At 42.6% G+C, this 24,170-nt stretch carries 20 protein-coding genes and 1 other annotated feature; of the genes, 2 read left to right on the plus strand and 18 right to left on the minus strand.

The genetic code is table 11. The features are described 5' to 3' along the window. Window positions 1-16: 16 nt before the first annotated feature. Window positions 17-904 carry a LysR family transcriptional regulator gene (locus KHM83_RS03425; RefSeq protein ID WP_213235507.1) on the minus strand — a complete coding sequence of 296 codons (888 nt, stop codon included), beginning with the start codon at window positions 902-904 and terminating at the stop codon, window positions 17-19. A gap of 195 nt (window positions 905-1,099) precedes the next feature. Here KHM83_RS03425 and KHM83_RS03430 point away from each other — a divergent pair, with 195 nt between their 5' ends. After that, window positions 1,100-1,801: a CTP synthase C-terminal region-related (seleno)protein gene (locus KHM83_RS03430; protein ID WP_213235508.1), complete on the plus strand. Its 702-nt coding sequence runs from the start codon at window positions 1,100-1,102 to the stop codon at window positions 1,799-1,801. Between the two features lie 233 nt (window positions 1,802-2,034). Here the strand turns inward: KHM83_RS03430 and trpA are convergent, their stop codons facing one another. The 13 genes from trpA to aspS form a co-directional block, all read right to left on the minus strand. After that, window positions 2,035-2,787 (minus strand): tryptophan synthase subunit alpha, encoded by a 753-nt coding sequence (trpA, locus tag KHM83_RS03435; protein ID WP_213235509.1) that lies wholly within the window; start codon window positions 2,785-2,787, stop codon window positions 2,035-2,037. Further along, on the minus strand, window positions 2,765-3,952 hold the full coding sequence (gene trpB, locus KHM83_RS03440) for a tryptophan synthase subunit beta (RefSeq protein ID WP_213235510.1): 1,188 nt from the start codon (window positions 3,950-3,952) through the stop codon (window positions 2,765-2,767). The genes trpA and trpB overlap by 23 nt, the downstream gene beginning before the upstream one ends. After that, on the minus strand, window positions 3,933-5,273 hold the full coding sequence (gene trpF, locus KHM83_RS03445) for a bifunctional indole-3-glycerol phosphate synthase/phosphoribosylanthranilate isomerase (protein ID WP_213235511.1): 1,341 nt from the start codon (window positions 5,271-5,273) through the stop codon (window positions 3,933-3,935). Before trpF ends, trpB begins: the two co-directional genes overlap by 20 nt. Continuing rightward, the gene (gene trpD, locus KHM83_RS03450; RefSeq protein ID WP_213235512.1) at window positions 5,257-6,867 is read right to left on the minus strand and encodes an anthranilate phosphoribosyltransferase; all 1,611 of its coding nucleotides are present in this window, start codon (window positions 6,865-6,867) and stop codon (window positions 5,257-5,259) included. The genes trpF and trpD overlap by 17 nt, the downstream gene beginning before the upstream one ends. Continuing rightward, window positions 6,851-8,212, minus strand: coding sequence for an anthranilate synthase component I family protein (locus KHM83_RS03455; RefSeq protein WP_213235513.1), 1,362 nt, complete (start codon window positions 8,210-8,212; stop codon window positions 6,851-6,853). The genes trpD and KHM83_RS03455 overlap by 17 nt, the downstream gene beginning before the upstream one ends. A gap of 441 nt (window positions 8,213-8,653) precedes the next feature. Beyond that, window positions 8,654-9,379, minus strand: coding sequence for a Crp/Fnr family transcriptional regulator (locus KHM83_RS03460; protein WP_213235514.1), 726 nt, complete (start codon window positions 9,377-9,379; stop codon window positions 8,654-8,656). 26 nt (window positions 9,380-9,405) lie between these two features. Further along, window positions 9,406-10,170 carry a DUF2161 family putative PD-(D/E)XK-type phosphodiesterase gene (locus tag KHM83_RS03465; RefSeq protein ID WP_213235515.1) on the minus strand — a complete coding sequence of 255 codons (765 nt, stop codon included), beginning with the start codon at window positions 10,168-10,170 and terminating at the stop codon, window positions 9,406-9,408. 105 nt (window positions 10,171-10,275) lie between these two features. After that, on the minus strand, window positions 10,276-10,767 hold the full coding sequence (locus KHM83_RS03470) for a ferritin family protein (protein ID WP_213235516.1): 492 nt from the start codon (window positions 10,765-10,767) through the stop codon (window positions 10,276-10,278). Window positions 10,768-10,858: 91 nt separating this feature from the next. Continuing rightward, window positions 10,859-12,295, minus strand: a complete 1,437-nt coding sequence (locus tag KHM83_RS03475; protein WP_213235517.1) for a leucyl aminopeptidase — start codon at window positions 12,293-12,295, stop codon at window positions 10,859-10,861. A gap of 157 nt (window positions 12,296-12,452) precedes the next feature. Further along, a complete protein-coding gene (locus KHM83_RS03480; protein ID WP_213235518.1) occupies window positions 12,453-12,980 on the minus strand; it encodes a GNAT family N-acetyltransferase in 528 nt (175 codons plus the stop codon). A gap of 264 nt (window positions 12,981-13,244) precedes the next feature. Continuing rightward, the gene (gene gatB / locus KHM83_RS03485) at window positions 13,245-14,678 is read right to left on the minus strand and encodes an Asp-tRNA(Asn)/Glu-tRNA(Gln) amidotransferase subunit GatB (protein WP_213235519.1); all 1,434 of its coding nucleotides are present in this window, start codon (window positions 14,676-14,678) and stop codon (window positions 13,245-13,247) included. Further along, window positions 14,678-16,120, minus strand: a complete 1,443-nt coding sequence (gene gatA / locus KHM83_RS03490) for an Asp-tRNA(Asn)/Glu-tRNA(Gln) amidotransferase subunit GatA (RefSeq protein WP_213235520.1) — start codon at window positions 16,118-16,120, stop codon at window positions 14,678-14,680. The genes gatB and gatA overlap by 1 nt, the downstream gene beginning before the upstream one ends. Before the next feature lie 11 nt (window positions 16,121-16,131). Then, on the minus strand, window positions 16,132-18,213 hold the full coding sequence (gene aspS, locus KHM83_RS03495) for an aspartate--tRNA ligase (RefSeq protein ID WP_213235521.1): 2,082 nt from the start codon (window positions 18,211-18,213) through the stop codon (window positions 16,132-16,134). A gap of 48 nt (window positions 18,214-18,261) precedes the next feature. Continuing rightward, window positions 18,262-18,505, minus strand: a binding site (T-box leader). Between the two features lie 293 nt (window positions 18,506-18,798). Here aspS and KHM83_RS03500 point away from each other — a divergent pair. Next, a complete protein-coding gene (locus KHM83_RS03500) occupies window positions 18,799-19,998 on the plus strand; it encodes a GGDEF domain-containing protein (RefSeq protein ID WP_213235522.1) in 1,200 nt (399 codons plus the stop codon). Between the two features lie 296 nt (window positions 19,999-20,294). Here the strand turns inward: KHM83_RS03500 and KHM83_RS03505 are convergent, their stop codons facing one another. From KHM83_RS03505 to KHM83_RS03520, 4 genes are all read right to left on the minus strand, one after another. Further along, window positions 20,295-20,621 carry a thioredoxin family protein gene (locus KHM83_RS03505; protein ID WP_213235523.1) on the minus strand — a complete coding sequence of 109 codons (327 nt, stop codon included), beginning with the start codon at window positions 20,619-20,621 and terminating at the stop codon, window positions 20,295-20,297. Window positions 20,622-20,634: 13 nt separating this feature from the next. Next, window positions 20,635-21,870: an aminopeptidase P family protein gene (locus KHM83_RS03510; protein ID WP_213235524.1), complete on the minus strand. Its 1,236-nt coding sequence runs from the start codon at window positions 21,868-21,870 to the stop codon at window positions 20,635-20,637. A gap of 82 nt (window positions 21,871-21,952) precedes the next feature. Next, window positions 21,953-22,651: a response regulator transcription factor gene (locus KHM83_RS03515; protein ID WP_213235525.1), complete on the minus strand. Its 699-nt coding sequence runs from the start codon at window positions 22,649-22,651 to the stop codon at window positions 21,953-21,955. After that, the gene (locus KHM83_RS03520) at window positions 22,644-24,170 is read right to left on the minus strand and encodes a sensor histidine kinase (RefSeq protein WP_213235526.1); all 1,527 of its coding nucleotides are present in this window, start codon (window positions 24,168-24,170) and stop codon (window positions 22,644-22,646) included. The genes KHM83_RS03515 and KHM83_RS03520 overlap by 8 nt, the downstream gene beginning before the upstream one ends.

Here is a 24,170-nt window from a genome sequence, read left to right on the forward strand (position 1 = left end):
GTCGGTATTTCGCAATTTAAAATCCGTTAATATGATAAGTCAGTGCGACGAGCTTCATCTTTTGGACAAACAATTCCAGCAGTAACTGACCCTGCATCTCATTTCTAAAAGCCAGCGCCAATTGGCGATAGACAGGGGGCGTGAGCGGTTTGACTGAAAAGCCATCGGGCGCAATGCTGCCAAGCGCCAAACTCGGCATCAAGGTAATGCCAATCCCCTCTTTGACCATTTCGACAATGGTATAGAGATTATTGACTTCATGCTGAACACACAGCGACGTCCCTTCCTTTGCCATTACAGATCGAATTAAAGGCTCACAGCCTCCCTTTGACATAATAAAGAAATCGCTTTGCAAATGCTTTATGGCAACATTTTTATCATGTTTGAGTGGGTGGTTTTCCGGTAAAATAGCACACAGTTCATCCTGCAAAATAAAGACGGTGTTAAACTGTTCATTTGGCAGTGTCACAAATCCAACATCCACAATACCGTTTTCAATCCAATTTTCAACCTCATCATCGGTACCCTCAAACAATACAATTGCCACTTGGGGAAATTCATGTGCAAACAGCCGCATCACCTTTGGGACAATTGATGCGGCTGTACTTGGCAGCATGCCAACGCGCAGAACACCTTGCGGCACATGTTTAACAGGCTTTACATCATTGTAAATCATATTGATTTCCTGAAGAATCGTACGCATGCGAACATAAACGACTTCACCTATCTCTGTCAGCGTTACACCATTTCGTGAGCGTTCAAACAATTTAACATTTAAGTCACTTTCTAAATTAGTAATGGCATGGCTCACCGCAGATTGCGTCATTCCCAATGTTTCACCCGCACGTGTAAAATTTTTCATCTTTGCCACACAAACAAAGACCTCAATTTGTGTTGTCGTCATTACTAGCCCCCTGACATTAATCATTTCTATTTAACTGCCTTCAAAGACGCCTTTGCAGTCATTCACATTGACACGCGTATCATGCCATTGATGTTATCAACACATCCATGAGCATTTAATCATATTATATATGTTAAACATTAATTATACAAATGGTTAATTTCAATATATAATGACAACAAAAGGAGGTGCAACATGAATATCAAAATAGCCATTATTGGTGAATACCATGAAAATTTTCTACCGCATACGTCAATTAATCAATGCCTTAAAGATTTGGCCCATTTTATGAACATCACAATTGATTACGATTGGATCGAAACGACTGATCTGGTTTTAAATCCAGAAGCTGTTTTAAAACCATATCAAGGTATTTGGAGTGCACCCGGAAGCCCATTCAAGAGCTTGGACGGTGCACTGAACGCCATTCAATATGCGCGCGAAAACAATGTGCCGCATCTTGGAACCTGTGCCGGATTTCAACACACTGTCATTGAAATCGCCAGAAATATGCTTTCTATCAAAGACGCCAGTCACGAAGAATATCCCGAAGAATCATCTTCGCATCTCTTTATCAGCAAACTCGTCTGCAGTCTTGCCGGCAAGACGATGGCTGTTAGCATTAAAGCACATACGAAAGCTCACGATGCCTATCAGGCAGAAGATGTCAATGAAAACTATTATTGTAATTTTGGGATCAATCCCGGCATTCTCGATCAGCTTCAACACCCCGATCTCATTTTTTCGGGTGTTGATCAAGACGGTGAAATCAGAATTCTGGAACTGAAACACCTCGACTATTTCGTCGCCACACTCTTTGTCCCACAATCCAGATCAACACGTGAAACACCGCATCCGCTCATCCGTAACTTTATTGCGGCAGCCATGACGCAATAAAATGCAATAAAAATAAACCCCGTCAGCCATATTGACAATGTGCTTCTCGCTGGACAATTTTCTTATTAACTGTCAGCTCAAAAGCATATCAATCGATGGCTTTGCCGGGGTTTATTTACTGGTTGCACTCTTTATTTTTTATACTTTTATTCTATTTCGAGAAATGGCATCCTACGCTTTCGCCGATCTTTCACAACAACAGATAGCGTTGCCGTCAGTTAACGATACAGGTACTATTTGCCGGTTTTAATAAGCGATCGAATACTGTCGAGTGCCCCTTCTTCTCTCAGGCGAATAAATTCACTGGCAATGACGATACCGTCCACTATCTGATGAAATGCTTCAATATCTTCAGACGATTTGATGCCAAATCCTGCGACAACCGGTGTTTTAGTTGCTGTCTTAATTGACTTTGCAACCTCGCCAACCGCTTCAATCACAGGCCTTTGCGTTCCGGTAATGCCCTTTACCGCAACGAGATAAACAAAGCCGGTGCTGTTTTCAGCAATTGCCTTAAGGCGCTCTTCGCCGGTATTCAGTGCCACCATGGCAATTTGTTTGACGTCATATTGCTTTAAAAAGGGTTCAATCTCGCCGCGTTCTTCAAATGGTAAGTCGGGAATGATCACCGCTTCGATGCCATGCTTGGCCATTTGGCTGAAAAAGCGGTCATAACCATAGCAGAAGATTGGATTGAGATAACTCATGATCACCAGCGGCACATCATATTCGCTGTTAAGCGCCTTGGCCATTTCAAAGACCATATCAATATCCGCACCGCTTTTCAGCGCGCGCTGCCCTGCTTTTAATATAATTTCGCCATCTGCAACCGGATCAGAAAACGGTACGCCGAGTTCCAGCATATCAACGCCGCTGTCAATCAGAAACTTCGCATACGCTAAACTTTTATCATAACCGCCATCACCCACCATTAAATAAGAAATTAGCGGTTTCTTATGCTTTTCAAATACTTTCTGTATGATCATGACTTAACCTCCTCTGAATACTTTCAACATCCTTGTCACCTCTGCCCGAAAGACAGATCACCAAAGTTTCATCTTTGCCCATTTTCGGTGCCAGCTTCATTGCATAGGCAACCGCATGCGCACTTTCCAATGCTGGAATAATGCCCTCTGTCTTCGCCATAAACTGAAGTGCAGTCACCGCTTCATCATCCGTTGCCGGCACATACGTAACGCGTCCTGTATCGTGCAAGAAACTATGCTCCGGTCCAATCCCTGGGTAATCAAGTCCGGCAGATATTGAGTATGCTTCTTTAACTTGTCCATCATCATCTTGAAGCAAATACGTTTTTGTACCGTGCAAAACGCCAATGCGTCCGCCGCTGATAGATGCAGCATGTTCCGGCGTATTGAGTCCCATGCCGGCCGCTTCGACACCATAGAGTTTAACAGCAGGCAGTTCAACAAATGGGGCATACATGCCAATGGCATTGCTCCCGCCTCCGACACAGGCGATGATCGCATCAGGCAGTCGTCCTTCTTTTGCCATATGTTGTGTCTTTGTCTCTTCTCCAATGACACTTTGGAAGTATTTGACGATTTCAGGATACGGCGCCGGACCAATGGCAGAACCGATAATGTAATGCGTATCATCGATATGTGCCGCCCAATATTTGAGCGCTTCATTGGTAGCATCTTTCAGCACCTTGCTGCCGGATTCCACACAGACGACTTCTGAACCTAAAAGCTCCATTCGAAAGACATTGAGTTTTTGACGCGCCATGTCTTCGGCCCCCATAAAGATTTTGCAGTTGAGCCCTAAGAGTGCGCAGGCAGTTGCCGTTGCTACACCGTGCTGACCTGCTCCCGTTTCCGCAATGACGTTTGGTTTGCCCATGCGCTTTGCGATCAGCGCCTGTCCAAGCGCATTGTTTATTTTATGAGCACCCGTATGGTTTAAATCTTCACGCTTTAAGTAGATCTTCGCCCCACCAAGTGACTGTGTCATGTTTTCAGCATATGTCAGCGGGTTTTCACGGCCGACATAATCTTTTAAATAGCCTTTCAGCGTCTCGTGAAATGCCGGATCCGCTACTGCTGCTTCAAAGGCGCGTTCCAATTCCTGAACTGGTTCCATCAATATTTCAGAGATATACTGTCCGCCGTAATCACCGTATTTCGATCTCATGTTCTCTTCTCCTCACTTCTTCAACAAATCCTCTTATTTTTTGTTCATCCTTAATGCCCTGTGTTTCAACGCCTGAACTGACGTCAACACCATCAATTTGATACTGTGACAACAGTAATGCAATATTTTTTTTAGACAATCCCCCTGCAATCCAAAGCGGTTTCTGTACGCTTTGTCTCGCCTGTTCAATTTTATCCCAGTCAAAGCATTCACCACTTCCCGGAACTGCTGCATCCAGCAATACGATATCTGCACGCTGCAATAAAAGATCATTTCCCTCTATGTTCGGCTGCAATTCCCCTGAAAACGCACGAATGAGTTTAATGGAATCCTCTAATGGCACATCTTCTCTAAAATAGCCGTGTATCTGAATATAATCCGGCTTAACCGACGCATACAGCGCATTCACCTCTGATGCGTTCACATCTTTTAGAACAATGACACTTTTCATTGGCGCATAATCAGAACGAACAGCTTTGCAAAATTCGCCACAAGTGGCAATATCAATTTTTCGCTTACTCTCAGCAAGTACAAAACCAGCATGCGATGCCCCAGCCTGAAAAGCCGCTTCCAAATGCTTTTTTTCACTAATCCCACAGATCTTAACGGACATCTTTGGCTTAATCAGGTCCTTGACCATACCTTCGCCAATGAGCACACCATTAAAACCATGCGCCGTTACTTTAAGGACAGCATCATAATGTTTAAATCCGCTCTCGCTAATGACGGGAAACGGCTTATCAGCTAATTTCAATTGATTATAGACGTTAATACTGTGCATAATATCCGTTTCAAACGTTTCGAGATCACGATTATTTATCCCAAGAATGTCAAAAGAAAGGTGTTCAATCTTAGCAAACTCATTGGCATCATGAATTTCCATAAGCACTTCCATATTCAGTGTATGTGCAAAGTCAATTAACGCTTCCATCGTCGGCGTATCAAGCATACGTGCAATTAATAGTATGACTTTCGCCCCCCCTGCAAATGCCTTGGCGATTTGATCGGGCGAAACGATAAAATCCTTGCAAAGAATTGGTTTTAATGTCAGTTCTGATAATGCATGAAGATCTTCAAATCCGCCATAGAAGAAACGTTTATCTGTCAAAACTGAGTAACCCGTTATCGACGCCGCCTCGTATCGCGACACAGTTGATTCAATATTCAAATCAGGTGCAAAGAGTCCTTTAGAAGGTGAACCCCTTTTTATTTCGCCTATAATATGCGGCCCGTCGTCTGCCAGTAATTTTGCCTTCAGTGACGGCCTCTCAATGGGATAAGCAATTTTTTTATACGCATAAATTTTATTGAGGATATTCATGCGCCACCGCCTGAGATGCTGTGATATAACGATTCATTGTACTAAGTGCTACACCGGTTCGTATGATTTTTGACGCTTTTTCAAAGCCAGCTTCTAATGACGGCACATTCTCAAAGACATAGAGTGCAAAACCGGCATTTAGTGTAATCACCGATTCCAACGCATCATGCTGTCCTTGAAATGCTGCTTTTAGTGCGGTGGCATTATGTTCAGCATCGCCGCCGCGAATAGCCTCATTATCAACGATTGGAAAACCGTAGGCTTTTGGATCCAGCGTCATTGACTGCATTTTCCCGTCTCGATATAACAGGACTTTATTCTCGCCCGCCAATGACAATTCATCCATGCCGCCACAGCCATAAATCGTCGCACATGCGTTGACGCCCAAATCCTTCATCGATTCCAGCATTGGCGCCATGAGATCTTCACGGTATACGCCAATCACTTGATGCGTTAATGGAGCAGGATTTGAGAGCGGTCCAACGATATTAAAGACCGTTGGTCCAGAAATCGCCTTCCTTATCGGCATGATGTCTTTCATTTTAGGATGAAATTTCTGTGCAAACAGAAAGACAATGCCCGCATCTCTCAATACATCGTTAGCTTGATTGGGCGTTAGTGCAATATTGGCTCCCAAAGCTTCAAGAACATCGGCACTGCCGCATAAACTTGAAACCGACCGATTACCGTGTTTGGCGATTGGGATGCCCGCAGCAGCCAGGACAAAAGCACATCCCGTACTGATGTTGTAAGTATGAAGGCCGTCACCGCCAGTGCCGCATGTATCGCCAAGCTGATGATAATGTCCTGACAATTTCAGTGCATTTGCTTTCATTGCCTTTGCAAACCCTGCAATTTCAGCTGTCGTTTCACCTCGATTACTCATCTTTTCCAAATATTCGACAATGGTTGCCTTTGGCATTCTAAAATTGAGTACATCATCTGCCAGCATAGCTGCTTCGGATATCGCTTTTTGACGTGATTCCTGTATTTCAGCCTCGCTAGACTTTTCAATGTTATAGCGTTCCGTAATTTCGATGAAATTCATCATTAATTGTTCCCCCACTTTCGTTTCATAGGATTCCGGATGAAATTGAAACCCATAAACAGGATAATCAACATGGCTAATGGCCATTATTTCGCCATCGCTTGAAGCGTGGGCAATCGGTGTCAGCACATCGCTTGAAGCCTTGTGATCAATAACCAGCGAATGATAGCGAACGGCCTCAAAATCATCTGGAATATCTTTAAAAATCTGATCGTCAATATGCCTGATACGATCTACTTTGCCATGCATAATTTTCGGACAGCGGTTAACTTCCATCGCCATGGCTGCTCCTATGGCCTGATGGCCTAGACAAATCCCCAAAATCGGCATTTTATTGTAAAAGTTTTGGATAATTTTTATAATATTGCCGGCATTCTTCGGATGCGAAGGCCCCGGTGAAATGATAATGGCCTCATAGTTTCCCGCTTGGATCTCCTCGACGTCTATTTGGTCGTTATAACGAATTTCGACTTCGCATTTCAGCCGTCTCAGCATATCCGATAAGTTATAAGTAAATGAATCGTAATTATCAATGAGCAAATACATGTCCGTTTCCCATCCTTTCCATGGTTTCCAAATGACCTCTGATTTTATTTAAGAGCTCTTTTCGCTCTGATTCGACGATTGAGTCATAAACAATGCCGCTTCCGACCTGTATTTGTGCAACACCGTTTTCAAATGTAGCACACCGTATATTGATACAACTGGTAAATCGACCGCTTTCGTCAATAACATAAGTGGCACCTGCATAAGCTTTTCGAGGTTCATTTTCTAATGACTTAATGATCTCCATTGCTCTGATTTTCGGTGCCCCACTGACAGTACCGGCTGGGAAAGTTGCTCTAATGGGATCAAATACTTTATTAAAATCACGTTTACCAACAACTTCTGACACCATATGGTACACTTTATGATATGGTTTTACTTCTTTATAGAAATTGAGCTTGACAGTTCCAGGTGCAGAAACTTTCGCCAAGTCGTTTCGCCCGAGGTCAACCAGCATCAAGTGTTCTGCATTTTCTTTTTCATCTTGAACCAATTCATTACGCCTTATATCATCTTTGCCGTCATTTTTAATTGGTCGCGTTCCGGCTATTGGGCGCGTCCTCACCATTTCATGGTCATAGGCAACGAGCATTTCAGGTGATGTAATTGCAAAAGCCTGCGCCCGTGTCGGCTGAATAAAACAGTTATAAGGCATACCATAGCGCGACATCGCCGTTCTGTAAAAAGTATAAGGCGAATTGTCAAATGAAAAATCATAACGTCTTGATAAAACTGCCTGAAAAATCTCCCCTTCTTCAATCATGTGAATAGTGCTTGTCAGCATGTGCCCATATGCTGCATCATCCTTGTTTTGCGTCACGTGTTCGTGGAGCTGGTATCCAGTAAAATCAGCGCCATCTCTTTCCTGTACCGTCATCGGCGTTGACAGTGCAATTGCTGATCTTACTTTGCCTTCGTACATTTTGATGGTTTCCGCCGACTGTGCTGTTGTCAGTCCTAAAAGATAAGCTTCCGGCAATGACTGGTGCACCGCTAAAAGGATATTAGGAAAAATGCAGACACCTTTTTCCGCTGTACTATCCAGTTCAATCGGCAGGAATTCAGCAGCTTGTTCATAGGCAATCATTCCGACGACATTCGGATGCGGTATGCTGCATTTATTGTCAGATCGCCTTTCTGCAATCATCGCTTCAATTGAATCCAGTGAAGCATCTTGAATAACCGTTGCATTCAGTGAAAAGTAAATATAGGGTGATGTTTCCAGCTCGCTAAATCGATCCATTCTAAAGGCTATATGAACGCCCAATGCTTGCATTGCATTAAAGAATGCATCTGAAAAAATGATCTCATGCTCTTTTTTATCAATGCTCATCTTCATTTCCATAATCAAATCTCCCCGTTAATTCAAAAAAATAAACCCCGTCCTATCTAAAAGGACGAGGTTTCTCGTTTATGCCACCGTTTAGTGTGAAATTAAAAAAATCTCACACCCTAAGGCGTGAGATATTAGCCAATCTCAATTAATACCGAAGTCTATCAACTTCTACGCTCTATAACGGGAGCACCCGTCGCACCTACTAAACTTCAGATTGCACTCATAAGTCCATTCACATCGCACCTGCATACCAATTCACACCGACCATTGGCTCTCTGAAATACTGCTGTTATGCTACTCCTCTTACTCAACGTTTTATATTTTGCTGTTAAAACTATTTTAACGAATTACAGTGAATTGTCAACCCTTTTTTGTCGTTTTTATCTTCATTATTGATAAAAATATTTTTACACCACTATGCCTCTTATAACAACTGACTCTGATGCCATTTTAGACAACGCTTTCTCTTAATTTATCATAATCCAAAATCTTAAAAGTTGCCTTGTGGTAATCTATGAGGCCTTCATCTCTCATTTTACCTAATTCCCGAGAGACAGAAGGCCTTGTAACATTTAGAAAATCAGCAATTTCATCACGATTCATTTGCAGCATAAACATCATAGAACCGCTTCGCTTATATTCTTCAATGAGAAAGGCACATAGCTTTCCCCGAAGTGTCTTAAGGGTAAGATAGTCCACTTTTCGATTGAGCAGCATCGCCTTTGTCGACATAATCCGCAATAAATTGCGAATTAGCCGTTGATGCCCGGCACATAGCTTTTCACATTGGCTAATCACTCGCTCCGGCGATATAAAGAGCACTTCTGCTTCTGTTTGTGATGATATATTTGCCGGCCATTTGGGATTGGGTGAAAAGCAAGCCATTTCACCAAACATATCACCTTGCCTAAGTACACTCATAATCATGCGGTTTCCCGCTAAACTCTCTTTGGCGACAAGGACAATCCCCTCTAGGATAATTCCCAGTCCAAAAAAATCATCCTCAGAAGTTGCAATGGTTTCACCCTTTTCATAGGCGTAAATTCTCGGATTTAGACAGCTGAGCATGTCACTGATTTCTTTCGCGGTGATCCCATCAAAAATGGGCGTCCGCTGAAGCGTTTCCAACGCGTTTGCATCTGTTTTCTGTAAATCCTTTTGAAATATATATTCCATCGTTTCTCCTCAATGTTTTGATCAGTTCACGCTTGATTTTTTTGAATTGTGCTAGTATTTTCAGATGTTGTTGGCGTGATCATCGATGTCGCCAATTCAGGATACGTTTTTAAGAAAACTTCAGCCGCTGCAATGCCGTCAGGCGTTAAATAGTAAATCCCACGTTCAACTCGATGAAACCAGCCATAATGATTAATGCTCAAAATACGATTGATTTGATCCCGTGTTAAACCGTCGACGATAACCGCTTTCGGCGCCATTGCCCCCTGATGCAAGAGCTGAAGTGCGATTTGATAAGCACGTTCCCGATAAAGCGTCATCAATTTTGTCTGATTGCTCCCCGCAACATTGATATTTAGCTGCCTTGCAGCAAATTCCTTGATTAATGCTTTCTTTTTTTTGGCAACCGGCCTTACATGGCGTTTAAAATCACAAGGATAGTCCGGCAAGAGCAGACAGCGAACGCGTCCGTTACCCTCTTTCTTTGGAAAAGTGATACTGAGGAGTCCAATATTTAAGCGCCTCAAAACGCGCATGATTTCTTTAACGCGTTTTGATCGTTTCAACCCTTTGCTTTCAGGAACTGCAATAAACACAATATCAACGCGCGTCTGTCGTTCAGCAGCCTGACAGATTACTTCCAAGTTCAATTGCGTCTTAAGCTCCACGGCCACAGTGAGATCGTCTGCGTACTGTCCAAAGACATCAATATCCTGAAGTTCAGCCTGCGTCTTGCAGCCACTCATCTCTAGCCATCTTTTAACTGGTTCATACAGTTCAGTTTCTTTCAAGTGAATTCCTTTCAATGTAAATTTTATAAATCCCTTTTTATCAGCATTTTGATAGAATATATGCTCTCTCTGTGCAGCCGTTTATAGCTGACTTGCCTTTAATCGTTAAAAAGGATGGAAGTTTTGCGTTGCCCACCAGTCTTCACTGTATCGTTCATACGCCCTGCTGAATTTTTCAAGATGACCTTTTTCCCACTTAAATAAAATTTCAAAAACGCGTTTGGCATTTTCATCTTCACTCTCTTTCATCGCTTCTTGATAAAGTACTATCGATTCCCGTTCAAAGGTCATGGCCATTCCAAAGATAGATACTGCTAAACTAGGGTTTTTGACACTGACGTTATCCCATGTAAAGATGTTCGGGCTCGCGGGCGTTTCCATTAATGACAGTTGAAATTGATCATTATTGTCGCCGCCAAGTTTCTGAAAGACGTCGCGCAGCCATTCCAGATGATCTTTTTCCTCATTTGCCATTTCATTAAAAAGACGCTTAGCCATGTCATCCTCAGCATTATGAGCTGCAATCTTGTAAAATTCATAGCCTTCAACTTCATTTAAAATCGCTTTTTTAAAAATCAAAATATCATTTAATTCCATACTAGCCTCCTCTATCTTCGCACTGTTCGTTTCTAAGTGACATTGCCTATAAAGCACTTAGCATACATAATGCTGCCCAGTATCCCCTTCATTACTTGGATAGTTTTTTTACCATGTGGTAGAGACCCCTTACGCCAACGCCAGTTGCTCCGATTGGATCGGCGCCTCTTGCCTTTGAGAGATAAGCGGTTGCACCAATATCAAAATGTATCCATGGCTTGCCTTGTACAAAAGCTTCTAAAAATGCTGATGATGTTGAGACGCCGGGTTGTCCGCCGGAATTATTCAAATCCGCCTCTGCATGTTTAATCTGTTCATGAAATTCTGGAAAATTCGGCATTTGCCAAACGCGTTCACCTGATTTAGAAAACGCTTTCTCAGCTAGCTTTACCAGTGTTTCGTCATTGGAGACAATTGGCGTCGCCACATCGCCTAAGCAATGGCGCGCTGCCCCAGTAAGCGTTGCAATATCAAACAGCATGGTTACATTTTCTTTTTCAATGGCATAGTGGATCGCGTCAATTAATGTCAATCGGCCTTCGGCATCCGTATTGCCAATATAAATACGTTTGCCGCCCATACTGTCAATGATATCGCCCGGTTTATAAGCTGCACCTGAAATCATGTTTTCACAAGCGGCTACCACACCGACGACGTTCATTTTTAATCCCTGTTTTGCAATAGCACCCATAGCCCCAATAACGGCCGCTGCGCCTCCCATATCATTCTTCATCTGTACCATACTGCTCGTCGGCTTTATACTGAGACCACCCGAATCATATGTCAGTCCTTTACCAATTAAGCCAATGCGTGTATGAGCCTCCTCATCGCCTGTATAACGCATAACAATAAGCTTTGGTTGTTCCTCTGATCCCTTTGCCACTGATAGAAAAGCCGTCATTTGAAGCGCTGCAATCACTTCTCGTTCCATGATTTCTACCTCAAAGCCCGTTTCATCTCCCATGACTTTTGCCGCTTCTGCCAAGGCAGACGGCGTCATGACATTCGCCGGTTCGTTTACCAGCACTCTCGCCCTTAGTGTCATTTCGGCTAGCATGATACTTTCATTAAATAGCAAGTCATCAATACCGTATCCGGCAATTGTCAAATTTTCTAACGCTGTTGGTTCTGCACTTGGCTTCGGATAACTGCTTTCATTGGCAACGAGTACACAAGTCTCAACAATTTGTTTAAAAGTCCGTCTTGCATTGATTGCATGCGTCGCCATTCCTGACAAGTCAATCCCTAAGCAGCTAACCTTTCGCTTCTTCATTTCTCGTACGGCTAATGCAACGGCATCTACCACGGCAGATGTCTCTTTTTCTTCAATATTAATAAATGTCACATGACCATAGGGCGCACGGTAAGTCGTCGTCCACCAGTTCATTTTATATTCAGATTGCTTTGTGACTAGCAAAAGTTCTGTCAATGCCGGATACATCTCAAACGATGTCGAATCATCCACTAAGGCGATCACACCATCACATACTGCTAAATCCAGCACTTTTTCTTTTGTCATTTTCGTCATATCATTTTACCTCCCGATTAGCTTACGAATTATGCTTACCCATTTTTAATACCGTTTCACACTAAACACATTATTATAGCCGCTTCATCAGAAAACGATCTTATAAAAATATGATCGCCTCCACGGCTCCTATATTGTTTTTCAACTTGGAAAGCTTTCATAAGATTGCCATAAAAGATGATCGTGTAATCTCATAAATATCCGAAATTTTGCCGTTTACCGACTCTGTCGTCGTATAGACTTCGCCAATACGTGCCGCAACGCGTTTTGACGCTATATTATCCGGATGAATAACGCTAATAAGTCTGTCAACATTTAGATTGGCAAATCCCCATTCAAGAGACGCCTTTGCCGCTTCCGTTGCATAACCATATCCCCAGAAATCCGGCGATATTCCCCATGCAACTTCAATACCGGGCCAATTTTCCGGTCGCCAACATCCGACGCGTCCAATGAATTGATTCGTTTTACGGTCTTCAACAAGCCAAAAACCAAATTGATTTAAGTGCCAATGCCCAACGAGCATCGCCATAACTTGCCAGCTTTCATAACGTGAAATCGGCTGTCCCGTTCCAAAAAATTTGATAAATCTAGGATTGGCATTTAAAGCCGCAAATGAATCGAGATCCCTCGCTTCAAATCCCCTTAACCTCAATCGCTCCGTTTCAATAACAGGAATCTCCATCAAGTCCTCCATCCTCTTCACTTCATTCTATTTAAGTATATCAGAAGCTTTTCAAAAAAAGTATTTTCTAAAAGAAAATATGAGTTTGAAAAGCGGTTTTTGACGTTAGACAAAAATCTTACCTTAGCCCTTTTCAAAAAAAGTATTTTCTGAAAGAAAATATGGGTTTGAAAAGCGGTTTTTGACGCTAGACAAAAATAAAAATAAAACCCAGCGGGCTTCTACGCATTTTAATCTCGTGAAGTGCTGGGTTTATTTTATAGGCTATTTCAGTGCACGTACTTTTTCAAAGAAAATTTCGCTTGCCAGGTCTGGATCAGCCTTGCCTTTGGTCATTCGCATCATTTGGCCAATAAATGCCTGAACGGCTTTCTCCTTGCCATTTAAATAATCTTCGATGATCTTTGGCTGTTTTTGCAGGATCTCATCAGCGTAGCCAACGAGGACAGTCTTATCTTTGATCGGCGCGAGATCATTGGCTTCAACATAATCTTTTGGCATTGTTTCCGAATTCCAAATGCCTTCGAGTACTTTTTTGCCAATGGAATAATTGATAGCATCCGTTGCAATCATCTGCACGAGCGCTGTCATTTGTGAAGTATCCATAAGGATTTGACCATCATCGCCTTCTTTGCTCATCAACCTCATGACTTCATTCATCACAAGCTTTGAAAGCGTCTCTGCTTCAGCGCCGTCTTCAATACACGTATCAAAGAAGTCAGAAATCTGTTTTGAACTAACCATTTGTTCCGCAACATATGGCGTGAGCTTGAGCGTTTTAACATAATGCTGTTTTCGATCATCCGGCAGCTGCGGCAGCGATTCCGTCAGCGCCTTTAGCATCGCATCGTTCACGACGATCGGCATTAAGTCGGGATCGGGAAAATAGCGATAATCATGTGCATCCTCTTTGGTTCGCATTGAGACGGACTTGCCCTTTGCCTGATCCCATCTTCGCGTTTCCTGAACAACGCTTTCGCCGGATTCAATCAGCTGAATTTGACGATTGGTCTCATGTTCAATGGCTTTTGCAATAAAGGCAAAAGAGTTGAGGTTTTTCATTTCTGTCCGCGTGCCATATTTTAATTCGCCTTTTTTGCGAATGGATAAGTTGACATCACATCTAAACGACCCTTCGTTCATTTTGCAGTCTGAAACATCAGCAAAGAGTAAAATAGCTCTAAGCTTTGTCAAATAAGCTTTAACTTCGTCCGCAGACCTCAGATCGGGTTCTGAAACGATCTCAATCAGCGGCACCCCACAGCGGTTGTAATCAATATAAGTTCCCTTTTCATCATGTATTAACTTCCCGGCATCTTCTTCAATGTGAATGCGCGTAATACCGATCCGCTTTTCATGTTCACCGACGACAATATCTAGATGTCCCTCATAACAGAGCGGTAAATCATATTGTGAAATTTGATATGCTTTTGGAAGGTCGGGATAAAAATAGTTTTTACGGTCCTGCTTGCCGTATTGCGTAATACTGCAATGTGTTGCAACACCGGCCTTAATCGCGTAATCAACGACTTTTTCATTTAAAACGGGCAAAGTTCCCGGAAATCCAAGGCAGACGGGACAGCAGTGCGTATTGGGTTCTCCGCCAAATGCTGTCGTACAGTTACAGAAAATTTTAGTTGCCGTTTTTAATTCGACATGGACTTCCAGCCCTATGACAACTTCATATGCATCTTTCATTATTTCTGCCCTCCTTTGATCGCCTTTTCATAAGCATCCGCCGCTCTTAGCAGTGTCGCTTCCGAGAAAGTCTTGCCAATGAGCTGCATGCCAACGGGCAGTCCCTGTTGATCAAAACCTGCATTCAGTGAAATGGCAGGCAAACCTGCAATGTTGACAGGCACTGTGTAAATATCCCCCATGTACATTTCAAGTGGATCACTTGATTTTTCACCAATCTTATAGGCCGTTGTCGGTGCAACTGGCGTCAAAACGAGGTCATACTGCTCAAAGACCTTATCAAAATCCCGTTTAATCAATGTTCTTGCCTGCAGCGCCTTTTTATAATAGGCATCATAGTAGCCGGAACTTAACGCATAGGTTCCAAGTAGAATACGACGCTTGACTTCTTTGCCGAAGCCATAGCTTCTGGATTTCATGTATAGTTCTTCAAGGGTTTCAAAATCTTCATGGCGATATCCGTATTGAACGCCGTCAAACCGAGCGAGGTTTGACGAAGCTTCTGCTGATGAAATCAGATAGTAAGCCGGCAGCGCATAAGCGACGTTAGTCATGTTTACATGTTCTACTTTTGCGCCCATTGCTTTAAAGGTTTCTGCCGCTTCAAGGACGACTTTTCGTACTTCATCATTAAGACCATCGCCAAAATAAGCCTCAGGAATGGCTATTTTCATGCCTCTAACATCTTGATTAAGATGTTTCATATAATTTTCGACGTCAAATACAGCAGATGTGCTATCCTTTGAATCGTGACCCATCAAGGTTGGCAGCACACAGGCAATATCTTCTGCCGTTCTCGCGATAGGGCCAATCTGGTCAAGCGACGAAGCAAAGGCAATGAGGCCAAACCTTGAAATCGCACCATAGGTTGGCTTAAGTCCCGTCACACCGCAAAAACTAGCGGGCTGGCGAATAGAACCGCCTGTATCTGACCCCAGTGTAAACATCGCCTCACCGGCACTGACTGCTGCTGCTGAGCCGCCGCTGCTGCCGCCGGGAACGCGTTCAAGATCGTAGGGATTATGTGTCTTCTGGTAATATGAGTTCTCCGTGGTAGACCCCATTGCAAATTCATCCATATTGAGTTTACCAAGTATGACGGCATCAGCGCCATAGAGTTTTTCGACTACGGTGGCATTGTAAGGCGAGTAATACCCTTCCAAAATTCTAGACGCACAGGTCGTCGGCATATCAACTGTACACATATTGTCTTTAATTGCCATTGGAATACCGGCTAATGCGCCCAGTGGCTCGTTTGCCGCTCGTTTCGCATCAATGACTTTCGCTTTTTCAATGGCTGCCTCCGCATTGAGGTACAAATATGCCTGCACATCGCCATCGCGTTTTTCAATATTGTCCAAATAGGATTTGACAAGCATTTCACTGGTGAGATCACCTGTTGAAAGCTGCCCCATTGCTTCTTTAATGGTTAATTTTAACATTGATTTCACCTCTATTCTACTGTCTTCGGTACAAAGAAACAGTTGTTAATAGCCTTTGGCGCCGATTTTAACAAGTCTTCAGGCGTATACGACGGCTGAACCTCGTCTTTTCTAAAGACATTCTGTATTGGCAGTATGTGGTCGAGCGGTGGTACGTCCGATGTATCCAGTTCCGAAAGCTGATCGGCAAAGGCAATAATATCCATGAGATTCTGCGTCAGCTCTGCTTTTTCTGAATCCTGCAATTCAAGGCGCGACAGTGATGCAACGTATTCGATGGTCTCCTGACTGATTGCTTCTTTTTGGACTTCCGGCATTGCTTGACCCTCAAGGTATATTGACAATTCGTGAAGCTGTGATTCCTGAACACTTGAAGGCGTTTGAATCATAGCACAGGATGCATCGCGCATTTTAGGAAATGCAATGACATCCCGAATGCTCGACGTACCGAGCATCATCATCAACAGCCTGTCGAGACCGAAGGCGAAGCCGCCATGCGGCGGTACACCGTATTCAAAAGCATTTAGCATAAAGCCGAAACGGTCACGCACTTCTTCATCTGATAGCCCTAACCGTCTAAACATCATCGCTTGCACATCTTCTCTGTGAATCCTAATACTGCCGGAGCCGAGTTCAATGCCGTTGAGGACAAAATCATATGATTTTGCTCTTACAGCTGCCGGATCACTTTCAAGCAGTGGAATATCTTCTTCCTGCGGCATAGTGAACGGGTGATGCATCGCGACAAAGCGTTCTTCCTCTTCAGACCATTCAAATTGTGGGAAATCTGTTACGACGACAAATGCATAGTCTTCTTTGCGCCTTAAGCCCAGCATATCGCCGAGATCAAGACGCAGGCTTCCGAGTATTGTCCTCGCCTTATCGGCCTTATCAGCACTAAAAATCATAAGATCACCTGGTTTAGCACTGAGGCGCGCAATGATTTGAGACATATCATCTTCTGAAAAATATTTGGTTAAAACCGATTTGAGCGTGCCGTCCGGGCCAATCGCAATCCACGCCATGCCCTTGCCGCCGTAGGCAATTGCACGTCTCGTCAATTCTTCTATTTGCGTACGCGTTAACGAATCACCGCCCGGTACGGTAAGCCCTTTGACAATACCGCCGCGATCGACGATATTTCGAAAGACGTCAAAACTGCAAACGCTCATTAAATCCGTCAAATCAACCATTGGCATATCAAAGCGCAAATCAGGCTTATCAAAACCATAGCATTCCATCGCCTCGTGATAAGTCATGCGTCTAAACGGCGTCGGCAGTGTTACACCAATTGTCTCTTTAAATATTTTGACAAAAAGTGTTTCCAAAAGCTGAATAACATCTTCCTGTTCAACAAATGACATTTCGAGGTCAACCTGTGTAAATTCAGGCTGGCGATCAGCTCTTAGATCTTCATCTCTAAAACACTTGGCGATTTGATAATATCGGTCAATACCGCCAACCATAAGCAGTTGTTTGTAGATTTGCGGTGATTGCGGCAGCGCATAAAATTTGCCTTTTTCCATTCGGCTTGGCACCAGATAATCACGCGCGCCCTCCGGCGTACTCTTCGTTAAAATGGGGGTTTCTATTTCTAAAAACTCTTCGGATTTCATAAACCGTCTGACGACTTCCATGACGGATTGGCGCATTTCAAGATTCTTTCTGAGTTCAGGTCGCCTTAAATCCAAATAGCGGTACTTTAAACGCAGCTCTTCACGAACGGATTGCGCCTCTTCAATAATGAACGGCGGATTCTTTGATTCTGATAATAGACTGAGCTGATTAGCGCGAATGTCAATGGTTCCCGTCTCTAAATTAGGATTAATCGTCTCCTCATCGCGTCTCTCAACTCTGCCTTTAACGGCTATAACCGATTCATTTCGAAGGTGCTCTGCAACTTCAAAATCAGCTGCTGAAAGATGGGCGATGTCAAAGACCACTTGAACAATCCCAGTTTTATCCCTTAAATCTATAAAGATAACACCACCGAGGTCGCGTCTTTTTTGCACCCATCCATTTAGAATAACGGTTTCACCAATATGGCTTTCTCTCAATCGACCGCCATAGGTCGTCCTTTTTAATGTAAGCATTTTTGCCTCCTTTACGTCTTTTAAGCACTAAAAAAAGCCCTCATCCCTGAAAGGGACGAAGACTTACTCCGCGGTGCCACCCAAATTGGTCAAAAGACCCTGCTCATGGTACGGATGCAGTGCACCGATACCGTCTGACGTTAACGTGTCATCTTACGTCTAATCCTACTTGCAAAAGCTTTCGGTTAGAAGCTCCGAGATGTTCTTCCGAAATCTATCCGTACAGGACTCTCACCATCACCTGCTCGCTACAACTACCAAGATATCATACTCTTCTCTTCACAGCATTTTTAATGCGCTTACGCTTTTCATTTACCCGATTATAACGCATGTCGCCTGTCACTGTCAACTACTCTATCAAATTTTCTTAATATTTATGTATACAAAATTGGCTAACCAAGATCAATATTAAATTCTTTATCCATCACTTCTTTGTAAACATTATAATGCCCAGACACATCTAGGACTCGATACCCAACTTTTATTTTGATATAATATAACTATTCTCACAGGACGCATTTCAAAAACAATGCCGTCGACGAGAAGTCATTTACTTTCAGTATTTTGTATGAGGAGGCGTATGCCTTGAAATTCAAATCATTATCGCTTAAGAATCATCAAACTGCCTATCGTGAGCACCGTAACAAAGTCAATGCAAAACACATACTGATGCTAACGCGTTATGTTATTTTATTTGAGTTCCTCTTCATTCTGATCGCTTTGTTTTCCTACCATCATCAGCGTGTTGAAAACTTTCCATATATGCGCTATATCCTTATGTACACCATTCTCATATGCATTAGTTTTGCAATGAACCGATCGGCTAAATATATGCGCAGCAGCCCGCATTTTTATCGTCTGACAACACTCTACGCCGCTTTTTTCATCAGTTGGGGGCTCATTGTCAGTCTTTTGGATCAAGCACTCTATGGACATTTAAACGCATTTTACATTAATATCGTTGCCATCATGGCGATTGTCTATATGGAAGACCGCGATATTTTATTGCTCTATCTCGGCGAAACCTTTGTACTCTTTGTCTTTCTGCCAAGTGTTCAGGTTAATCAGGATGTCCTCGTTGGTCATTATGTCAACACGATTGTATTTATACTCTTTATGGTGATTGCCAGCCATTTTCATCACAAGATTTTTAAGCGTCAATTTATTACCAATAACCGTCTAAAAGCTCAGATTAAAGAAAATGACACGATGGCGGAAGAGCTAAAGCGCGCTGTTGAAAAACTCGAAACACTGGTTATTCAAGATGATCTGACTGGTCTTCCAAACCGACGTGGACTCGAAGAATTTATAAGGCGCATTTCTCAAATGGATTTCAGTGATGACGTGCCATATAGCCTAATGATGATTGATATCGACTATTTCAAAGACTATAATGATACTTACGGCCATCCAATGGGCGATGAAGCGCTTCGGGCTATTTCAAAAGTGCTTTCTTCAGAACTAACCTCTCTTAATGACTACGTCATCCGCTATGGCGGCGAAGAGTTTTTACAGGTCTGTATCGACAAAGACAGCACGCAAATGCCTGCACTCGCTGAAAAACTTCGCCTCGCCATCGAAGCCATCGGCATTGAACACCGTACTTCAAAATGTGCCGATGTTATTACAATCAGTATCGGCATCGCATCAAGCACCGTACATTCAATCGATAGACTTTCAGAAGTTTTAACCCAAGCAGACAAAGCGCTGTACGATGCCAAAACCAACGGCCGTAATCAATATGCCGTATTTGACCAATCACAGAATACGCCATCGTCATCGTAAAACCATCTCGCGATACGACACACGATTATTGTTTATCCTATCCTACTAATGCATTTCAATTAAAAAAGCACCTGTCCGTATCTCAATGCACTTTGATGCGTCAAATGACGATTAGAGCAGCATTCTTATACTTGAGGAAATTGCACCAATTCAAACGTTAATTCTTTATCGACAATATAGGCTATTATCACAGCACGAAAATTCAACAGTTTGTCATAAGAGATCAATGAAAGGTCATCATGCAATTTCCTTACTTCACAGGTACTTTTATCAATGGGTTCAATCAATTGAAACCTCTAAGCAAAAATAAGTTCTGTCATCCGTTCAATATGCGCTTCAACATCGAGCATTGAAAAGACGCGCTCAAAGCGCATGGTCTCCTTACCATCCGCAAAGACGATCAGTGTCGGATAGACAAAAACGAGCTGATCACCAATAATCTCAGGTATATCTGCCGTATCCACCATGACGAAATGTGCATTGTGGTAATGCTTTGAAAGCGTTTCAAGCTCTGGGGTAATCGCGAGGCACACATTGCACCCAATATCGCTGACCAGCGCAACAACCAGTGGTTTATTTGCCAAAATCGACTTGAAAGATTCCAACGTTTTAATTTCATTCATATTGTCTGCTCCATTAACTCATTAAAGATTCGATATCGTCAATTGCTTTCGGAATTTCAGACGATAAAACGATATTGCCGTCCTCAGTAATAAGCACATCATCTTCAATTCGAATGCCAATCGCTTCTTCTGCAATATAGAGTCCGGGTTCAACAGTTAAAACCATCCCCGGTGTCAAAGCACTTTCTCTGTTGCCAATGTCGTGAACATCAAGCCCTAGGTGATGACTAACGCCATGATAATAGTATTTGCCGAGTTCTGAGTCTTCTTTGATTAAGTCGATATTTCGCAGTTCTCTTGCCAATACTGACTTACAAACTTCATTGAGCCTTTCAAAAGAAACACCTGGCTTCATTGCATCAATCACGGCCAGCTGCGCTTTCAGCACGATATTGTAAATTTGTGCCTGTCGTTTTGTAAATTTGCCGCTAACAGGATACGTTCGGGTAATATCGCTGTTATAACCCTTGTACTTAGCACCTAAATCCAGCAAAACTAATTCGCCGTTCTTGAGTTCGCAGTCATTTTCTACATAATGTAAAATAACGCCATTGCCGCCCGATGCAGCAATCGTCGGAAAAGCAAGACCATCTGCACCTGCTGTACGAATATGATATTCAAACACATTGTCGAGCTGGCCTTCAAGCATTCCCGGCATTAGGGCTTTTAAGATGGCATTTAAGCCAATATGCGTTTTGTGTATTGCTTCTTTAATCCAATTGACTTCTTCATCGCATTTTATCATGCGCACTTCTGACACTTTGGGATGAAAGGTCTTAACAGTTACAAAAGGATACCGATCTTGGACTTCTTTTGCAAACGTGTGTGCACGACCATCACGCTCTTCCCAGCTCAGCTTTTCAAGATCAAGCCAAAGCGTTTCAATTTTGCCGTCATAAAACAACTTATTGAGCCATGGTAAAAAATCATCGACGTATTTCACTTGTTCAATGCCTGACATTTCTGTTGCTTTCGCTTTAGAAAGTTTCCGCCCAAACCACTTTTCGACATCATAATTGGGCTTTTCTATAAATAATAAGCTCTCGAGCTCATCTTTTAGTTTATAACATACCAGTACAAACGCCTCTCGTCGAATGCCCGTAAAATAGAAAAAATTCTTATTTACACGAAATTCGTGCTGCTCGTCGGCAGTGCTTTTGATGGATTGACCTGCAAAGACAACCATCGCTTCGCCATTTTGCAGCCAGTCTGCTGTTTTCAGTCTGTTTTTTTCAAAAACGGTTTGCATATGATCCCTCCTTTAGTGAATCTATTATACCTTTTCTCACTGTGGAATACTATTGGATTACAAATCCTTAATGTTTCACCGTTCAATTCGTTAATTTGTATCCTACACCCCAAACCGTTTGAATATAATCAGGACTGCTTGGATCGATTTCAATTTTTTCTCTGAGCTTTCTTATATGCACAGTCAGCGTCGAAGTATCCAAATCTACTTCATAGCCCCATACACGAGAAAAAATCTCTTCCTTTGTAAATACTTTGTTCGGTGTTGAGGCGAGTAGAACCAAAATATCATACTCTTTAACAGTCAATTCGACGACGGCACCATTGACATAGACTTGTCTCAGTGCCTGATCGATCTTTAATCCCTTGACCTCAATATCACTTTGCAACTGTTGTGAATCCCTTGATTCTTTCAACATTTCATAGCGGCTGATGTGCGCCTTGACTCTTGCGACGAGTTCATGCGGACTAAAAGGTTTGGTCATGTAATCGTCAATCCCAAGGCTGAGTCCCTTTAATTTGTCCACTTCATTGCCTTTTGCTGAGACAATCATAATCGGAATGTCCTTATAAGCGCGAATTTGACTGACAATCTGATAGCCATCTAACCCAGGCAACATGATATCTAGTACAATCAGATGGTAGGACTGTGTCAATGCGAGCTCTTTGCCGCGAAGTCCGTCTTTTTCTACTGTGACATCAAAGCCGGATATTTCAAGATAAGCCTTCTCAACTTCACCGATTGCCGGATCATCTTCAACAATGAGAATTTTTTTATTCATCTGCTACCTCCAGACTGATTGCAACTGTCAAACCACCTTCATTACTATTATAAGCTTCGACGTCACCGCCATGCTGTTCAACAATTTCTTTACATATGGCCAAACCCAATCCAGAGCCCGGTATAATCTGCCCCCTCGCATCATCAACACGATAATACTGCCGAAAGAGATTTGGCAGTTTTTCTTCGGCAACCCCTAGTCCATTGTCTGTTATGGATAAAATGATTTTTTGATTTTCAACCACCAGTTTTATATGAATCTGTAAAGGCCTTTGTTGTACGTATTTTAGCGCATTTTCAAAAATGTTGATCAGTACACGCTTAAATTTTAAAGGATCAATGCGAACTTGGGCCTTTGACTGTACATCAAAATAGAGTTCAATCTCTTCTGCCCCTGCATCAAAACGCCATTCCTCAACAACGTCTTTCACATAAGCCGCATAGTGAAGTAATTGCAGTTCATAGAGCTCATCGCCATTTACTAACTGGCTGAATATTTTTAGTTCGTTCAGCATTTGATCAATGTTATCAGCTTTTCGTTCAATGTTGACTAGGTATTGGGCAATCTGATCGGGATCGGTAATGATGCCGTCCTTAATTGCAGCCACCTGCATCTTGATGGCAGTTAGCGGCGTCTTTAGATCGTGTGCCATATTGTCGATAAACTCATTTCGCGCCTGTTCAACGGATTCACGATACTTTTTAGCGGATGCCAGTCTCAGCGCCATGAGCTCGATATGTGTACCCAGTATCTCAAATGGTGAATTGCCGCTATGATAGATTTTAATGTCAAACTGTTCTCGGCTAATGGCATCTGTTGCATAGATAATGTTTTCAAGACGCCTTGAAATTTGAAAAGTCGCAAAAACGGACAACATACTGATCCCAATGATATAGACCACAAAGATCGTCGTAAAATAACTTAAGAGAAACTTACCGAATAAACCCGGTATATTAATTACTTTGACGAAAAACAAGACACTACCAGGCGATCCATCTGAAAAATAGAAGTCAACTTGACGGGCTATGGTATAGCCAGTTTCCTTTAGGAGCACATCATTTTCGCTATAATCTGTACTGCCAAAAGGCGGCAGTACAGAATCATCCACGTTTTTCAATTTTTCAACGATTGCCTGCCCCTCATCTGAATCAAAATCGTTTACAGCATAGTAGGCCTGATCTTTTCGAATGATGACAATATAATCCAGCTGACGGATGTTGTCATATGCTTGTAAAGCTTCGACACCTTCTTCATTTAGCAGTTTTTCAGGCGAATCGAGAATAATACTGTTGATAATGCGGTATACTTTTTCGGCGTGATTCCAATCGTCCAACTGCCATATATGATTATTGATTTTTTCCGGATTAATAAAAAAAGTCGCAGCACCCGGCCCAATGGTAAAGCCAAGGTAAGCCATCAGCACAATAATTGGAATAACAGCTGAAAGTATCCAAAGGCCAAATAATTTAAATCTTAATTTAGACATCGTCTTCTTAATTTGGTCTCTGCTAAATTGCAT

Source organism: Fusibacter paucivorans, assembly GCF_018390735.1.
Classification (GTDB): Bacteria; Bacillota; Clostridia; order Peptostreptococcales; family Acidaminobacteraceae; genus Fusibacter; species Fusibacter paucivorans.

Coding starts and splice junctions, on each gene's coding strand:
- KHM83_RS03425 (WP_213235507.1), bottom strand. CDS start 904: ATGACGACAACACAAATTGAGGTCTTTGTTTGTGTGGCAAAGATGAAA.
- KHM83_RS03430 (WP_213235508.1), top strand. CDS start 1,100: ATGAATATCAAAATAGCCATTATTGGTGAATACCATGAAAATTTTCTA.
- trpA (WP_213235509.1), bottom strand. CDS start 2,787: ATGATCATACAGAAAGTATTTGAAAAGCATAAGAAACCGCTAATTTCT.
- trpB (WP_213235510.1), bottom strand. CDS start 3,952: ATGAGATCGAAATACGGTGATTACGGCGGACAGTATATCTCTGAAATA.
- trpF (WP_213235511.1), bottom strand. CDS start 5,273: ATGAATATCCTCAATAAAATTTATGCGTATAAAAAAATTGCTTATCCC.
- trpD (WP_213235512.1), bottom strand. CDS start 6,867: ATGTATTTGCTCATTGATAATTACGATTCATTTACTTATAACTTATCG.
- KHM83_RS03455 (WP_213235513.1), bottom strand. CDS start 8,212: ATGGAAATGAAGATGAGCATTGATAAAAAAGAGCATGAGATCATTTTT.
- KHM83_RS03460 (WP_213235514.1), bottom strand. CDS start 9,379: ATGGAATATATATTTCAAAAGGATTTACAGAAAACAGATGCAAACGCG.
- KHM83_RS03470 (WP_213235516.1), bottom strand. CDS start 10,767: ATGGAATTAAATGATATTTTGATTTTTAAAAAAGCGATTTTAAATGAA.
- KHM83_RS03475 (WP_213235517.1), bottom strand. CDS start 12,295: ATGACGAAAATGACAAAAGAAAAAGTGCTGGATTTAGCAGTATGTGAT.
- KHM83_RS03480 (WP_213235518.1), bottom strand. CDS start 12,980: ATGGAGATTCCTGTTATTGAAACGGAGCGATTGAGGTTAAGGGGATTT.
- gatB (WP_213235519.1), bottom strand. CDS start 14,678: ATGAAAGATGCATATGAAGTTGTCATAGGGCTGGAAGTCCATGTCGAA.
- gatA (WP_213235520.1), bottom strand. CDS start 16,120: ATGTTAAAATTAACCATTAAAGAAGCAATGGGGCAGCTTTCAACAGGT.
- aspS (WP_213235521.1), bottom strand. CDS start 18,213: ATGCTTACATTAAAAAGGACGACCTATGGCGGTCGATTGAGAGAAAGC.
- KHM83_RS03505 (WP_213235523.1), bottom strand. CDS start 20,621: ATGAATGAAATTAAAACGTTGGAATCTTTCAAGTCGATTTTGGCAAAT.
- KHM83_RS03510 (WP_213235524.1), bottom strand. CDS start 21,870: ATGCAAACCGTTTTTGAAAAAAACAGACTGAAAACAGCAGACTGGCTG.
- KHM83_RS03515 (WP_213235525.1), bottom strand. CDS start 22,651: ATGAATAAAAAAATTCTCATTGTTGAAGATGATCCGGCAATCGGTGAA.
- KHM83_RS03520 (WP_213235526.1), bottom strand. CDS start 24,170: ATGCAATTTAGCAGAGACCAAATTAAGAAGACGATGTCTAAATTAAGA.